Annotated in this window: 12 protein-coding genes, 1 tRNA gene and 1 pseudogene; 10 read left to right on the top strand and 4 right to left on the bottom strand. The window is 34.4% G+C overall.

Translation table 11 applies throughout. The features are described from left to right. The first annotated feature begins 3 nt into the window (after positions 1 to 3). From FW781_RS18690 to FW781_RS18680, 3 genes are all read left to right on the top strand, one after another. Positions 4 to 522, top strand: a complete 519-nt coding sequence (locus tag FW781_RS18690) for a hypothetical protein (protein ID WP_149388800.1) — start codon at positions 4 to 6, stop codon at positions 520 to 522. A 266-nt stretch (positions 523 to 788) separates the two neighbouring features. Beyond that, positions 789 to 1,283 carry a hypothetical protein gene (locus FW781_RS18685; protein ID WP_149388799.1) on the top strand — a complete coding sequence of 165 codons (495 nt, stop codon included), beginning with the start codon at positions 789 to 791 and terminating at the stop codon, positions 1,281 to 1,283. 214 nt (positions 1,284 to 1,497) lie between these two features. Further along, positions 1,498 to 1,582 (top strand) — tRNA-Ser (locus tag FW781_RS18680). A 157-nt stretch (positions 1,583 to 1,739) separates the two neighbouring features. Here FW781_RS18680 and FW781_RS18675 read toward each other — a convergent pair. The 4 genes and pseudogenes from FW781_RS18675 to FW781_RS18665 form a co-directional block, all read right to left on the bottom strand. Beyond that, positions 1,740 to 2,159, bottom strand: a complete 420-nt coding sequence (locus FW781_RS18675; protein ID WP_149388798.1) for a hypothetical protein — start codon at positions 2,157 to 2,159, stop codon at positions 1,740 to 1,742. A gap of 23 nt (positions 2,160 to 2,182) precedes the next feature. Beyond that, on the bottom strand, positions 2,183 to 2,341 hold the full coding sequence (locus FW781_RS22525) for a hypothetical protein (RefSeq protein ID WP_172625762.1): 159 nt from the start codon (positions 2,339 to 2,341) through the stop codon (positions 2,183 to 2,185). 46 nt (positions 2,342 to 2,387) lie between these two features. Beyond that, complete coding sequence (locus FW781_RS18670; protein ID WP_172625761.1) at positions 2,388 to 2,957, bottom strand: recombinase family protein; 570 nt, start codon at positions 2,955 to 2,957, stop codon at positions 2,388 to 2,390. Beyond that, positions 2,923 to 3,328 (bottom strand): annotated as a pseudogene (locus FW781_RS18665) (recombinase family protein). Before FW781_RS18665 ends, FW781_RS18670 begins: the two are co-directional and overlap by 35 nt. A 429-nt stretch (positions 3,329 to 3,757) precedes the next feature. Here FW781_RS18665 and FW781_RS18655 point away from each other — a divergent pair. From FW781_RS18655 to FW781_RS18625, 7 genes are all read left to right on the top strand, one after another. Continuing rightward, positions 3,758 to 7,690 carry a hypothetical protein gene (locus FW781_RS18655; protein ID WP_149388794.1) on the top strand — a complete coding sequence of 1,311 codons (3,933 nt, stop codon included), beginning with the start codon at positions 3,758 to 3,760 and terminating at the stop codon, positions 7,688 to 7,690. Positions 7,691 to 7,719: 29 nt separating this feature from the next. Further along, a complete protein-coding gene (locus FW781_RS18650) occupies positions 7,720 to 9,291 on the top strand; it encodes a hypothetical protein (RefSeq protein ID WP_149388793.1) in 1,572 nt (523 codons plus the stop codon). 120 nt (positions 9,292 to 9,411) lie between these two features. Beyond that, entirely contained in the window at positions 9,412 to 9,918 is a 507-nt protein-coding gene (locus tag FW781_RS18645) for a hypothetical protein (RefSeq protein ID WP_149388792.1), read from the top strand. Between the two features lie 85 nt (positions 9,919 to 10,003). Then, positions 10,004 to 12,418: a hypothetical protein gene (locus FW781_RS18640; protein ID WP_149388791.1), complete on the top strand. Its 2,415-nt coding sequence runs from the start codon at positions 10,004 to 10,006 to the stop codon at positions 12,416 to 12,418. Between the two features lie 10 nt (positions 12,419 to 12,428). Then, positions 12,429 to 12,761: a hypothetical protein gene (locus FW781_RS18635; RefSeq protein WP_149388790.1), complete on the top strand. Its 333-nt coding sequence runs from the start codon at positions 12,429 to 12,431 to the stop codon at positions 12,759 to 12,761. 126 nt (positions 12,762 to 12,887) lie between these two features. Continuing rightward, positions 12,888 to 13,661 (top strand): CdiA C-terminal domain-containing protein, encoded by a 774-nt coding sequence (locus FW781_RS18630; protein WP_149388789.1) that lies wholly within the window; start codon positions 12,888 to 12,890, stop codon positions 13,659 to 13,661. Position 13,662: 1 nt separating this feature from the next. Then, positions 13,663 to 14,052: a hypothetical protein gene (locus tag FW781_RS18625; RefSeq protein ID WP_149388788.1), complete on the top strand. Its 390-nt coding sequence runs from the start codon at positions 13,663 to 13,665 to the stop codon at positions 14,050 to 14,052. Positions 14,053 to 14,168 lie beyond the last annotated feature (116 nt).

The raw sequence follows: 14,168 nt of genomic DNA, 5'->3' as shown, positions 1-14,168 counted from the left end.
TAAATGGCAAGTAAAATAAGTATTTTAAATACAATTGATAATGTAATAGAGTATGCTAAACCTCTTTTAGATAAGTATGAAGTTTATGTATATATTGAATATAGAGATTCAGGAAAAGTGTGGCATACTTTGTTAGAAAATAATATTAAAGAAATTGATATTAATGAAAGCTATAGTTGTTTTTTTCTATCCACAAAGTTAATTGATGTTTCACAGAAAATAAGTTTCTATAGTGATGAAATATATGGTTATACAATAGAGGGAACCGGAGGTAGAGAAGACGGAGATAATATTGAACAGACGGCATTAAGAATGATAAGCAAGACTCCTGAAAAAAATATTAAATCATTTTTTAATGCACTGCTTAATATGTTAAAGAAAGATGCTGATTATGACAAAGGAGTTTACTCTGGTGCGGGAACTTTTTACAAGGATATTTTTTATTTAAAAAGTATGGGGCAAAGTAAAATATTCTGGTTTGATTTCAAAAGAAAAGATAAACCAATTAAAATTACGGGATAAGTAAATCTCATGAATAAATCCTTTATTAGATAACAATGGTTTTACAATTCTTTTTGCTTAAAACTAATATATAATTTTATTCTTCTGATTCAGAAAAGTTGGAGGATTTTATTTAAACTTTAAAAAAAGTATGTGAAGATAAAACTTTCATCAAAGATTTGTTTTCGCCGGGCGAACCAAACTGATCAAACATTAAAAAAATAATCTGAACATGTCGATACCATGGTAAACAGATAAAATTTAATCCAAATCCAATCCAAATATATATGAAGAAAATATTCTCAGAACTTAAAGGTTTTGTGGTATTTAGTCCGCAGCTTTTAGCAAATTACCTGCAAGAAAACAATCTTTCCGGTACTAATATTTTAAAATATTTCGTAGAAAATGAACATGGAGATGAAATAACCAAATCAGGCATCGCAATTCCCATCATAGGGGTTGAAGAAGACCATTATGCATTCCGGGTTTCCGTGAATGATGAAAAGATTTTGAATGATGATGAGGTAGAAGTAGAGTCGAGAGGCTGGATATTTCAGACCGCTAATAATGAAGTGAAAATTGTGGGCATCGGTTATTTAAAAGACATTACTTCTATTAATGCTGAAAACAGCATTACTTTATCTTTAGAAAACGGATGGTATTCCTTAAAAATAAGGGGAGGAAATAAAGATGGCGAAAGATTATTTGAACTGAATATGCAGAAACAGGACATGCATCCTGCTTTTACCGGAGATGTCACCACTGAATATTACTATGGATAAAATAGTGTTAAAAATAGTATAGAAGTCGAAATACTCCCTATTTAAGGGTAAATGACTGGTGATGAGTTCTTAATATTCTTGTTTTACAGGCATGAAAAAATAGAATTTTCTCCAAAGTTGCAGAAATACGAATTTTATTCAAAAAATATTTTGTCAGTAATAAAAAACTTTCTATATTTGCACCACTGAAAACAACGGTACTACCGGAGTTGAAGGAGAGTTGGCAGAGTGGTCGATTGCGGCAGTCTTGAAAACTGTTGACTGTAACAGGTCCGGGGGTTCGAATCCCTCACTCTCCGCTAAGAGAGACGTTTATTTTTAAACGTCTCTTTTTTTTGTTTTGCGAGTTGATTTTTCAGTTGATTGTCTTAGGGTGAGAGATTGTAAAATGTGTTCGACTTTTTGAATGTTTCTCAATATAAAAAATATTTGTTACTAGAATATTCCTTTAACCATTCAATCTTGTTGCTCAAAATCATCATCTTTTTTTAAGGTATTAGCTAGCATGTATAAGAAATCTAATATAACAATTGCTTCCTCTTCATTGGTATGTATCCCATTATTTTTCAGGACTTTTATTGCTTGAATAGTAGAAACCATTCGTCCAGAAAAATATTTTGTGATTCTGTTGATATCTTTCTCAATGATTTTTTGAGTTTTATCAGCCCTCTTATTGATTAATCCATCAAACATTATTATTTTTTTTAGGATTGGATTGATTTCTATATTTTCAAAGTCCTTTTTGAAAATATTTATTTCAGAAGGTGTAAACATACTTGCAATGTGTCTTTTGCCAACGAAGTCTTGAATGTTATAGACTTGAAAAATATTAATCCGATCTTTTGACTCTGTTTCATTGTCTTTATAAAAATCCATATTCAATTTCTGTGTAAGATGCTTTAGTCTCTCGTTAAACCATGGGTAATTTGATTATGCTCTTTTTTAGTGTCTCTGAAATCTTCAAAATCTATTTTTCCGGCTAATAAGTATCTTCTTGCATTTGCCAGTAGCTCATTATTTTGAGAAATTTCTGTAAGGACGATCTTTCTTTCATTCAATGCTTGCCTTCTAGCGGTGAATATATTTTCATCTTCGAGAATGAGATTAAAAAGGTTCATGTACACTTGGAAGGAGGGTGATTTTTTTTAAGAGACTTTCGTATGATTTTTCTAGAAAATCTGCTTTAAACCTGCCTTTGCATTTAGATGTACTACAATGATAATACCCGTATTTTTTGATTTTGCCCTGAGATGTACTTCCTGTCAACTTTCGCCTACAAAAAGGACAATTTATGAACCCTCTGAGTGGGAATAGAAGTTTTGATTGAAGTTTTGACTCATTCTGTTTGCGTTTACTTTTGAGTAATAATTGGACTGTTCGGAAAAGATTCTCTGCTATGATGTGCCTATGAATTCCTTTTACATATTGAATATCTTCAGTTTTAGTTGCTTTAACCGTAATTATTCCACAATAAATAGGATTATGCAGTATCTTCCAAAAATTATTCTTACTGCACAGTAGACCTTTTTGGACGGTCATCGTTCTCACCTGACTGATTGAATAGGTACCAGTAGCAAACTGTTCAAAAGCCCATTTGATTAAATCCGCTTGTGGCTGTTTAAGTTTCATGATTTTTTTATCATCTTCCCATTTTTCTGGCTCTACGCATTCCATCCGAAGCATTTCGTCCTCTTCTGTTGTTTTCAGCTTCAGGAATTGAAAGATAGACAGCAAGCATCACGATACTTTCAGGAACATCAAAATCGATTGGTTGGTCAATAGCGAATGGTTTTGTGTTTAAACTTCTTAATATACCAAGCATTTGATAGGCATATTCAATGTTACGGCTGAACCGATCCCACTTAATAAATAGTATATTTTCCGCAGGTCTTTTTATGTTATTTTTTAAAGTTTTAATAATCCTTTTCCATTCAGGTCGATTAAAGTCCTTTGCTGAAAAATCTTCTCTGAAGATTCCTTTGATTCAGTTCACAATATTTCAACAGCCTTTCCTCCTGCTCAGGAAGAGAATAGCCTTTTCTCATTTGTTCATCAGTACTCACTCTGACATATAAATACGCTGATTTCATAAGTATAGGGTTTATGAAATATCAACGTGAAAAGAGCTGTACTTTATTTAAAATTTAATTATTCCGCGGATCTAACTCTTATTGATTTATAGGTTTGCAGTATTATCTGCAAACTCATTTTATTGTTTTTTCGATGAGGTTATAGCTTTTATATATCAGAGCTTTCATTTTTTTCTAAATAAAATTTAATACGACGAGTTCTGTCGCTTCTGGGGGTGATCTTTGCTTCAAGGAAAAACACAGAAAATGAAATCAGACTTAAAAACTGATGGTGGATATCATTTGCCGGAAACCACCTAAAAAAATAAGGCTAAAACCTGAAGACAATCTACTAAAAAGAGATTCAGATCCTAACCTTTATAAAAACCAAAACAAAATTAAAAAATGGAAGCAATTAATCAAAATAATGGCTCACAAACTTTATTCAGATTTGCAACAATGCGAAGCGCGGAATTATCTGATCCAAAGAACAGGGAGAAAAGATTTATTTTCAGAAACTACCTAAGACAAAAAGGGATAATTGACCCAAGAGTAGAAGCTGGAGAATCTTTAAAAAACGTCTGCGAAAAGATCACAGGTTTAACAATAGAAACAGAAGCATCTCTTAAAGCTAAAAGTGTACAATTTTATGAATTGTCAGTTTGGGTTGCAAAAAATAAAGTAAAAGCAACCAAAGAGGAATTTGATGCTAAAATTAAGACTTACAAAGAGACTCCGAAACCTATTGTTGAAATCGATTCTAATATTTGGGATAATCTTATTTATCAGGTTGTTACCCAAAAGGATTTTTATGCAAAAGAAACTTTAATGCAATTTTTACATCTTGATCATATCCTTTCCAATTATGATGGAGCTACTGAGGCTCAGTATGAAGATGTTATTAAAGCCAAAGTAGTCCTTCCTAAGGAACTTTTTAGCGCAAAGTCTGCTTCTTCAAATACAGCTGTTTCAAGAGAGAGAAGCAGTATACAAAGTACTCCTTTTAACGATAGTGCCTTGAAGTTTGCAGAAGCCACAGTAAACTTAAAAGGAAATGAGGAGCTTAAAAGAACTTTGGAACAATTTGAAAAAAATTATCAAAAGGAATATGGAGCGGCTTATGAAACTGCTTACAAAGAATATCAAGAGCAGGTAAGACCTGAACAGGCAAGATATGATGCCCTTGTCAAAGAACAGGAATATCAGAAAGAGATTTTCCTAGCAGCAGATAATCGTGAAGGGCTCTCAAGTTTGAAATATATTCCGGTTCCGGAAGTTTCCAATTTCCAATTTAATTTTCATCCTGAAATTCAGTTAGAAGATCTTCAGCGACAATTAAGCCAGGGAAATAACGAGTCCTTACAACGAATCTTCGGTACTTCTGATTTGGCAGGTGCATTAAATAAAGTTTCAACCTTTACAGAGCTTTTTCAAACTATTGAACAAAACAGTCAACAGCTGCAGCAAACGATATTAAATAATACAAACCTTAATCCACAGGTTTCTACAACGGTAGGAGGTGTTGTCATTCCTGTAACGCAATCTGTCAATACTCAGGAGATTCCTTTTTTTGCCAGAACATTGAGTGGCAATATGGGCTTGGGGGATCATACCATGATTCTTACCACTGATATCAATGCTCCTAAACATATTGTAAGTGGAAGTTACACTATAAAGTCTTATGATGATCAACTTTTAGCAGGTGGAACCTTAGCTTATACATTTGATGCACCTAACGTAACCTCTTTATTCAATACTCCTGAAAAAATTCCCGTTGCTGTTATAGATACAAATGAAGTTTTGCTGTTGGAAGGTGAAGTTATTCTTAATGATGGTCTTGCATATACCATGAAAGCAAAGTTATTGTGGACGGCGAACAGAATGTACAGATTTGAAGGACCTGGAACATTTATAGTAAAAAATAAAGGTACCGGAGGTGATGGAGGAACCGGTAACTGTTTGCCTGTTTTGTTAAGAACCAGATCTTTTCAGAACTATTCGGACAGATGGTTATTAAGTATGACGCCTAAAGAAACTACATCACTATTTTCATCAGCTTCAGGAACACTCAAAATATTGGATAATAATGGGAATGTAGTTCAAACTTCAAATCAGTTACAAGTTGCCGGTGGAGGAGATTACTTATCCCTGTTTAGCGATGGAATTTTACCTCAATTGCAAATTACAGATGCTATAAAGAATGGCTGTCAGCTTGAAGCAGAGCTTACCCTTGACGACGGAAAAGTATATACCTGCAAAATTCCTATGACCATATATACCGCAGGAGGAATAGATTCGGTAACAAAAACCTATAATCTGACAGGTGAAGGAAGTGTTTGTCTGAAAAGTAAAGATACCTCGACAACACCTGAGGATGATCAGCCATTTATCCCATCAGGCTTTGGAATGAAAAATATTGGTATTGCGGATTACCGAAAGGTAGAACAAAGTACCTACTGTTATGTAGAAGGAGATGTTTCACACATCGAAAATATTATGGCAAGGGAGTATAGAGAAAAATCTTCAAGAAGATTAAAAAGAAGTGAATCCCAAACCACTAAATCTACGGAATCTGAAAAAGAGAAATTGACAGACACTACTTCTACGGAAAGGAATGAGATGCAAAGCGAAATTTCCAAAGTACTTCAGGAATCTAAGGATTTTGCAGCACAGGCAGGATTTAATGCATCATGGGGAGTGGGAGCAAAGTATATGCTAAATACTGCAGCTAACTATGCTACCCATAGTTCCAAAGAGGAAAGTAACAGACAGGCTGTTACTGAGGCGAAAGATGTTACAGCGAGAGCCCTGGAAAGGATTGTCACCAAAGTGAAAGAAGAACGTATTGATAAAATCCTTGAGGAATATGAGGAAAATAACAAACATGGTTTTGATAACACCAAAGGCAGCAATCATGTGGTGGGAGTTTACCGTTGGGTAGATAAAGTAGTAAAGAACCAGATCTTTAATTATGGAAAGCGTATGATGTTTGAGTTTATGATTCCGGAACCTGCCAAATTACATTCATTAGGAATGCAAGTAAGTAATAACCCTGAGAACCAATTGGTAAAACCTATTGATCCAAGAGAATCTGCCGGTATGCAGATCAAAGACTGGAGTGCTCTGACAGATTCCACAAAGCTAAAATACTGGCTGGGTTATTATAATGTTGAAGTTGATGAAAAGCTGGAACCTGTGGTATATGTTGGAAAATCCATTGATTACTCATCCACTGAATCAAAACAAGCCTCTTCAAAATCTGATCTTATTGCTATTCCGGAACATTATATCACTGAATCCTATATTGTGAAAAGCAGTAATTCTTTCCCAGGCTACAATGGTTGGGGAAATGGAGCAAGTTTACTGGTAGGAGGAGATAGTTCGACTAATGCATTTCTAAAATTCGTTCGGGAAGTTCCTATCACTATTGCTACAACCAATGCCCATTATTTCCATGCAACGGTTAATATCAAATGTGTATTACAGGAAGAATATAAAAACGGATGGATGCAGAAAGCATTCAATAAGATTATTGAAGCCTATAAAGTAGAATTGAGCAAATATGAAGCGGCTTTGGCAGATGCAAAAGCTGTAGGAGTTCAGATCAAAGGATCCAATCCGGGATTCTACAGAAAAATAGAAAATACCATTTTAAGAAGAAACTGTATCTCCTATATGCTGAATCAAAGCCCTGATGCATTACTCACGTTTGGTAAAAAAAGATATTATACCAATGATAATGCTTCTGTAGAAACTTTTCAGAATACAGACATCAAAGTGGATGAAAAACTGGATCAATATGCTGCATTTATCAAATTTATGGAACAGGCATTTGAATGGGAAATTATGAGCTATTATTTCTATCCTTATTATTGGGGAGAAAGAAAATCCTGGGCAGATTTATATCAGTTTGATGATAATGATCCTACATTCAGAGCCTTTATGCAGTCAGGAATGGCAAGAGTTATTGTTACGGTAAGACCAGGATTCGAAGAAGCTGTGAGACATTTCCTTGCTACAGGACAAATCTGGAACGGAGGTGAAGTTCCTGTTATTGATGACCCTCTATTCTTATCCATTGTGGATGAATTACGTTCGCCAAAAGCAACAAAAGAAGGAGAACCGTGGAGAGAGAAAATTCCTACTTCCCTTACCATTCTTCAGGCAGGTTCTATTGGGCTAATAGTTGAGAAAGCTTTGCCTTGCAACTGTGAACCGGGAGTGAAGTTTGATGATGAGCTGGGAGAAGTCTGTGGAACCAACTTTGAACCTAATGATTATCTCCTTGGAGTAGAATCATTGGAAGGACAAAAAGTCATTTCAGGAGACTGGAAATAAAATAGTCATTAATCTTAAAAATAAAAAAAATGCCAATTATAGGAAAAATTATACGTGTCAATGAATTACCTCCCATTGGAGAAAGGGAAACGAATGCTATTTATCAGGTAGCAGCGCCGGGTTCCCTATCTTACACAGATTATGCCGTTGATGAAAACGGTGATTTAAAGACCCATGCCGTTGTTGACGGAACCATTCCCCTGGAATTAGCTGATAACCATGTCAGTATTTCAAATGCTGATCTTTTGGCAGAAGGAATTGCGAGCCAGGCTCAGTATAATCTTAATACAAGAGAGAAATTAGCTAAGAAATTAGAAATTCCATTGACAGACGGAAACGCACAGGATTATCCTAAAATTATAGGATTGAATGATAATGGGAATGTTGCTAAACTTCCTGCGGGTGATTTGGGGAAAAATATGATGAATGCAAACCTGTCCAACAATGCAGCAAGAAGTCATACCCTTAATGCTTCATTTTCGATCAATACCTTAGGGAATCCTTATGTATTATCCGGGCTGCCCAATAAGAATTCTGATATTGCTAATTTTCAAAAAGTTGTAGTCCAAAATACCAGCGGCTTACATGCCATTGTAGACAGTAAAAATCTACTGATGGAAATGCCCGGTCAAATGACAGAAACTGAAAGATCAGCATGGAAAACGAAAATGAATGGAGGCTGGAGTACAGGAACAATGAGTGTGGCTGTTATATCCCCTCCGGTGGTGGATAAAACAGATCGTCCGTTCTGGATTAATCTGAAAGGAGCCAACTTAAATCTTCCTTCCACAAGCTTTAAAGTCGAGTTATGTACTCAGGACAGTATTTCTGCTGATACGGCTACTGTTGTTGCGTCCATCCCTGGTTCACAGGTTCAGTTGTATACCAATGGAATTGATCTGACCTTCTACTACAATTTCAAAAATATTCCGGTAGGAGAATATAAAATCAGATTATGGAATGGGGTAGCCTGGTATCTGACAAGTTTTACCATTCGTGTGGTAAGCCAGATCCAGCGTATCCCACTGAATAATATTGTTTGGGAACAGAAAATATACAATAATGCAGTATCACCCGCCATTACACAGGCAGGAACTGCTGTAAGCTACAGTTCTGACAGTAACGTAAAAGCACCAGCCGATGATTCTACTTTCATCGCAGCCAGAAAGACGAATCAACTGATTGGGGCAGACGAAGATTTTTACTTGAATGTTGAAATTACTGGTAAAACTGCAATAATTAATAGTGCTAATGGTAGTATGACCCATTTTGTAGGATTGGTAAATGCTGCTAATGGAGTAGATCTGTTAAATCAAACAGTTGCGAATGTAAGGCTGGTTCAGTCTTATTGGTATCCTATGTGTAAAATGTTTCCTGACAATTCAGCCGAAGCGGTTACTACTGCGGAGCCAACTTATGCCCTAAATGCAACATTTATAAGACGTGGGGGAAGCTGGACCGTTATTGTCAATTTCAATAACAAGACGGTTACCTATACCAAAACAGGCTATACAGGCCCGGTTGCTTTCGGAATGTACAATATGAATACAATGGGAAATACTGGTGTAAGTGCCAATATCGTTGAATTGTATAAACTATAACCTTTATCAAACTTTGAGTTTAAATCAATAAAAAGGCAGAGCCTAAAAATTCTGTCTTTCAATAAAACAGGATCTATGACTTTATAAACACTGTTATTTAACCAACAAAATTTTAAAACAATGAAAGAAAAATTATTAATACCTCAGCAGGTAGAGCAGCTTTTAAAAGAAATTAATACAACAAATCTAAACCTTGGGGAAATCCAGATCTCTGAACATCCTTTACTTACATCTTTTAACAGGTTTATCAGAATCAATAAAATGGTGGTAGACACAGAGCTTCCAAGGACTTACCTTTTTTATCAGCAGATTTTAAGAGATAAGGAAACCCATGAAATAGAACCTTCCAACCTTCCGACTCCGGAATGGCTGATTGGAGAAGAAGAATGGTCAAGCCTGAGAGATAAAAATTTCGACAGAATACTGGTTCCTGTAGTAGATGAAGAAACTCAGAATCCTGTTTTGGATGAGGATGGATATCCTAAAACCTCTATTGTTAAGGTGAATACCCATCATTACATGCTTTGGCTTGTTAAGAACAATAAAATAGGTTTTCTGGATCTTCTGAAAAGTTATTTGCAGGAATTTATTGAGATGAAAAGTAATGAACTCAATAAACTGTCTTAAATACAACATGTTATTGAGATGAATTCAATAACTATTCTACTGGCAGGGCCATAAAGCCCTGCCTTTTTCAAAAAAAGGAAAGATTATGGAAACACTTGAACTTAGAGAAACCATCAGTAAAGAATGGCGTACTGATGATTATATAAGAAAACAGCTGTTATGTAATAAATTAAAATACAGTAATCAGTTTAATCAGCGGTTTATTCTGGATTATAACATCAATGATTATGATGGAATTGCCGAAGAAAAATACATTAAGGATGATAAAGAGAACATCATATACTTAAAAACATATCTCAATAAGAATAAAGAGCTTGTGAATCTGGTACAAACAGAGTGTGAAATCAAATTTGTAATTAATGCAGCACAAGAGGAGATTTCCTGCCAGCTTATTTATTTTTATCACAGAGATGCCGACCAGCAAGAACTTAGGAGAAAGAAAGCTATCGTACTGGAAACCTTTTCCTATGAGGAATTCAGGAGATTAGTGATGCATGTAGGATTTGATGATTTTGAAAATTATTCTGAATACAAAAACTACTTCACAGAAATCTTTAAATCAGGTTTTTTAAAAGCAAAGAGTGCAGAGGAGCTTAAATTCCTTTATACCAATACTCCTGAGTTTGTTCTTCGGGGAATGGCTCTTGAGAATGAAACGTTATTCGGGCATCTGCTTGCCTTAACAAAGCTTGATGATACTGGAATTTTTAGTGGATGGAAGGATGGAAGTTCAGCTCTGATTAATGTATTAAAAGCATTTCCTGATCATATTTTTTTACTGAATAAGTTCAGGAAAAGTCCTGAACTCTGTAACAGGATTTATTTCAACCTGGACGGGGTAAGCGAGTTCAATGGAGAAATGAAATCCAACCGTATCATTTTTGCCACTATTCTGATGGAGTATTGCCTGTTTTCTTATAACCGTCCGAAGGTAGGGGCCCCTACTTTCAAAATAGGAAATGAATATAAAGTAAATACTGAAGTCTTTGGGCTGGCGGGAGATCTATTGGGGTTTGGAAAATCAGATGAAAAAATTTTTTTTCTTCAGCAGCAGAAAGAAGTAACAAAGAGAATTTTCATTGTACCCAAAGAAGGAGATCCTAATGCAACCGAGCAGGTGACAGAAGATCTGGATAAAGGAGCCGAGTTTTATCCTCTCGACATGGTTTACTTTATAAAACAACAGACATCAGAAATCAATGGAGAAGATCAACAGCAGAATTCTGTTGTAATGATGGTCCCGGCTATTTATGTAAAGGCATTGGCTGATGCAGAAAAATGGGAAGATATTAATGAAACCATCCGGATTGTGGCTGATATGGTAGGAGTCGTTTTTGGAATCGGAACATTGGCTTTATCCGGAAACCCGTACCTGTTATTAGCTGCAGCTGCAGATCTTAGTTTGGCATTACCGGATCTTACCATACAGGCATTCCGGGCGGAAATTGCCAAGCTTCCAGGAGGAGATGAGTTTCTGCGGCAATGGGATCTTATTTATAATGTATTGGGATCTGCTGTAGCTGTACCGCAGCTTGTCGTTGGTGTGGCACAAATTGTAACAGCCTTTTACAGAAGCTGTCTAAGCTTACTTAAATTACCCCAGACAGCAGAAAAAGTAAGAGAAGGGTTGCGTGCAAGTGCAATTTCCGTATTTTTAGATATAAATTCTGGACGTTTTGAACGTAGTCAATTAAAATTTTTGCAAACATCAGAATGGGTAATTCCAAGTGGCGGTTTTTTTGATAATATTTCTGGAATCAGACTAGAAAATATAGGTGCAGCTTTTATAGAAATTGTTAATGAGACAGGTAAAGCGAGCAAACAGGAGTATATGCTCATATATAGAGGATTGCCTGTGGCAAAAGGGAATAAATATATTAAACCCTATGCCGAACTTATGCAGAAGGTCAAACAGGCTAGCTATAGTGAAGAGAAGCTTGTAAATGTGCTTGAAGAAGCTCTTGATGATACATGGAAATATTTTCCTAAAGAGCCAGCTTCTGGAGCAAAGTATTCTACAACAAGTTTAGAGAATATGTATACCATAGGTTCTAAAAAAGAGTTTGAAAAAGGTGTAAAATATCTTAATGAGAAGGAACGAGAAACTTATGAAATATTTGTTCAACATGATAAAATAGTTAATTCAGAAGGAAATTTAATTGATACTTCTGGAAGTATATCAATTCTAGAAGATGGTACATCTGATATTACTGATTATGCTATTTTTGTAATGGCGGAAGATGGTAAATTGTACCTATCAAAAAATAGAAAAGTTGGAGAATTTCATCATTCGTCTTTTTTAGCAGGCAATCCCGTTGCAGCTGCAGGAGAGATAATTATAAAGAAAGGAGTGATTATAGAGATAAACAATGCAAGTGGCCATTATAAACCTTCTTTGGACTTTGTTAAAAAAAATATATTAAAAGAATTAAGTAGTAGGTATTACTTTGTTAGTGGTTATATTAATGAAGAAGGCATTAAGTTTACATCAGAATTTTAAAGTTACAATTATGAATAAGATATTATTAGGGGATGTTCTGCATAGTGTTCTATGCTTCCAAAAAATAAAACAGATTTACACCCATAAGGATATGTATAGATTTACAACAGCAGATATAGATTTATCAACTTTAAAAGTTGATATTGTTTTAAGAAATAAAGAAATTCTTGAATGGGTGATACAACATCCTGAATATGATTATAAAAAACTTTTAGAGTCACCATATAGTAATGATGAACTCTTCAGGTTTTTTAAGATTTATTATGAAGATATTATTTTTAAATTAAACAAATATTTTACGGAAGATTATTTTATCAGATTAGCGGAAATAGAAAATATGTAAATAAATGGTCGTCTCACAACTCGTGTAGACGACCATCTTTTATTATTCTCTACCTACTTGTCTAAGAATAAAGTTTTTTATTTTTTAGTTTTGAACAGCGGAGTTTATCAAAGGAAAGATCTTCGTATGTTTAGTCCTACAGAATGGGTAATCCCAAGCGCAGGGTTCATTTCAAAAACATCGGAATGTGATGCTCTGATACAAAATGGGGCTTTTTTTATGGAACTTGATGCAGCTGTTATTATGGAGAATATCGGAAAAAAAGGAGGTATTAATCCAGATGCTATAGGATCAATAAGCAGTAACAGAAAGTTTGCGTTGGTGTATAAAGGTGAGATTATAGCCCAGGGAAGTCGTTATGATAAAGCGTATCAGAAAGTTTTGCAAGAAATAAGAAAGGTAAGCTATAGTTCGGAGAGAGTTGGTGAAATATTGGAGGAATTAGTTGTTTTGAAAAATCGTACAAAACCAAGTAACCCTAAAAATATTTTTGCTAAACCTACAGGAATTATTACCAAAATACCTAAGATATCAGATGATGCAACAAGAATATCATTGGAGTTAGAAAATGAAGCCGCAGAAATTTTAGCAAAGAATGGATTTGATATAGAACAAAATCCATTTATTTCGGGAGTAAAAAATCCTGATTATAAAATTGAAGGGGAAATTTTTGATTGTTATTCACCTTATAAAAATACAAATGTGAGGAATATTTGGTCCTCCATAGAGAAAAAAATTAAAGAAGAGCAAACAAAAAGAATTATATTAAATCTTAAAATTTGGGAAGGAGACATAAATAAACTTCAAAATCAGTTTTCAGATTGGACTATTGAAGATCTGGAAGAGATCATCTATATAACAAAAGACGATAAAATTAATCATTTAAAAATAACAAAGTAAAATGGGACTAACATATAATATACAATTTAAAAGAAAATTAGAACAAAAACAGGAATTAACAGACCTTATTAAAGCACACGATAATTCACTTTTCTTAATATCTAAACTCTATGATTCTACTTTCGGTTGTGTGAACGGAGATTTTGATGGTGAGTTTATTGATTTGGAATTTGCAGGGGCTTCTTATGTTTCATTTGATGTTATAAAAAAACATGCAGGTTCAATATTATTAAGAAAATCTGTATTACAAATGGTTCATAAAATCACTGATGAAATTTATCCTAAAGAAGACTACTATTTAATTTTTAATGGAGATTATATCTTTGAAAAAAGAGAAAATGGTATTGTAAAAAGGAATAGTAACAGTGATTTTTATGATGGATTAGATTAAATTAAAAAAGAATAATTATATAACGGCAGCAATTAGTTGCCGTATTTTGTTTAAATAATATACATACAAAATATAAAATAATGGAACAGATTATACAAAAATTACATCATGGAATA

Origin of the sequence: Chryseobacterium panacisoli, assembly GCF_008274625.1 — a bacterium.
Lineage (GTDB): Bacteria > Bacteroidota > Bacteroidia > Flavobacteriales > Weeksellaceae > Chryseobacterium > Chryseobacterium panacisoli.
Note: the sequence above shows the minus strand (reverse complement) of the source record. Positions and strands in the feature narration are given on the sequence as shown.

Bases quoted from the DNA above. Each gene is read 5' to 3' on its own strand.
- FW781_RS18640 (WP_149388791.1), top strand. From the start codon at position 10,004: ATGGAAACACTTGAACTTAGAGAAACCATCAGTAAAGAATGGCGTACT.
- FW781_RS18690 (WP_149388800.1), top strand. From the start codon at position 4: ATGGCAAGTAAAATAAGTATTTTAAATACAATTGATAATGTAATAGAG.
- FW781_RS18635 (WP_149388790.1), top strand. From the start codon at position 12,429: ATGAATAAGATATTATTAGGGGATGTTCTGCATAGTGTTCTATGCTTC.
- FW781_RS18675 (WP_149388798.1), bottom strand. From the start codon at position 2,159: ATGGATTTTTATAAAGACAATGAAACAGAGTCAAAAGATCGGATTAAT.
- FW781_RS18685 (WP_149388799.1), top strand. From the start codon at position 789: ATGAAGAAAATATTCTCAGAACTTAAAGGTTTTGTGGTATTTAGTCCG.
- FW781_RS18625 (WP_149388788.1), top strand. From the start codon at position 13,663: ATGGGACTAACATATAATATACAATTTAAAAGAAAATTAGAACAAAAA.
- FW781_RS18645 (WP_149388792.1), top strand. From the start codon at position 9,412: ATGAAAGAAAAATTATTAATACCTCAGCAGGTAGAGCAGCTTTTAAAA.
- FW781_RS18630 (WP_149388789.1), top strand. From the start codon at position 12,888: ATGTTTAGTCCTACAGAATGGGTAATCCCAAGCGCAGGGTTCATTTCA.
- FW781_RS18655 (WP_149388794.1), top strand. From the start codon at position 3,758: ATGGAAGCAATTAATCAAAATAATGGCTCACAAACTTTATTCAGATTT.
- FW781_RS18650 (WP_149388793.1), top strand. From the start codon at position 7,720: ATGCCAATTATAGGAAAAATTATACGTGTCAATGAATTACCTCCCATT.
- FW781_RS18670 (WP_172625761.1), bottom strand. From the start codon at position 2,957: ATGGAATGCGTAGAGCCAGAAAAATGGGAAGATGATAAAAAAATCATG.